This is a genomic window from Oleiphilus sp. HI0043 (genome assembly GCF_001634935.1).
Genome location: NZ_LWEY01001537.1, coordinates 1 through 1,018 on the forward strand (window position 1 = coordinate 1; position 1,018 = coordinate 1,018).

Genomic DNA, 1,018 nt, shown 5'->3' on the forward strand with positions numbered 1-1,018 from the left:
ATGCGAATCGCTTCCGCGGGAACTATCGAAGCACCATTAATACTCTGGGACACCGAGAGTCATGCCAAATTTTCTTCTGACGACCACCTGATGCAAGGTATCTGGGCAGGCGTCATCGGCATCATGGTCATCTATAATTTATTGCTATTTTTCTCTATCAGGGAAATGAGCTATTTCTACTATGTTCTTTTCGTTTTCAGTTACTTGCTCTTTCAAATAAGCCTAAAGGGTTATGGCTTTGCCTATCTATGGCCAGAGGCTCTAGAATGGAATAGCTACGCGATATCCGTTTTTATCGGCGGTTGTAATATTACCGTTTTAGTGCTGATTATTGAGTTTTTAAAGCTCAAAGAAACCAACCCAAAAGCTTATCGCATTTCACAAGCTTTAGCAGTCGTGTCCAGCATCTCATTTGTGCTGACCTTTATCATTTCATATAGCATTACGATACGTCTAAACAGCGCTCTTGCTTTAATCAATTGCACCATGTCAATGCTACTCGGGTATATCGCTTTGTTCCGGGGACATTCTGATGCTCGCTACTACTGCCTCGCCTGGACCACAACTTTCTTGGGGATTGGTACATTAGGCGCGGTTAAATTCGGGCTCGTGACGGCCAATTTCTTTACCAATAATGCAGGGCAAATTGGTGTTCTATTTTTGGTATCCCTGCTTTCTCTTGCTCTAGCCAACCGAATAAACCGTGAAAAAGAAATGCGCATTCTCGCCCAGGAATCTGTACTTTCAAGTGAAAAGAGGCTACGAGAGTCGCAAGAGCAATTATTGGAAACACAAACCACTATCAATGCCCAGCTAGAGTCCAAAGTCCGTGAGCGGACTCAATCCATGCAACGAGCGCTCACCGAGCTTGAGCAAGCAAATAATCGCCTGGAGTTAGCCTCTACAACCGACTCCTTGACCACTCTATTCAATCGCCGGCACTTTGAATCACGCCTGCATATCGAGCTAAAAAGAGCTGAACGGCACCGCCGCGAGTTGTCTGTCATATTATGCGATT

The 1,018-nt window shown here is 44.8% G+C and carries 1 protein-coding gene; it reads left to right on the forward strand.

Annotation, left to right across the window (positions count from 1 at the left end; translation table 11 throughout):
• Positions 1–1,018: 7TM-DISM domain-containing protein (locus tag A3729_RS23020; RefSeq protein WP_156498081.1), on the forward strand; the 1,018-nt coding region annotated here is incomplete at both ends.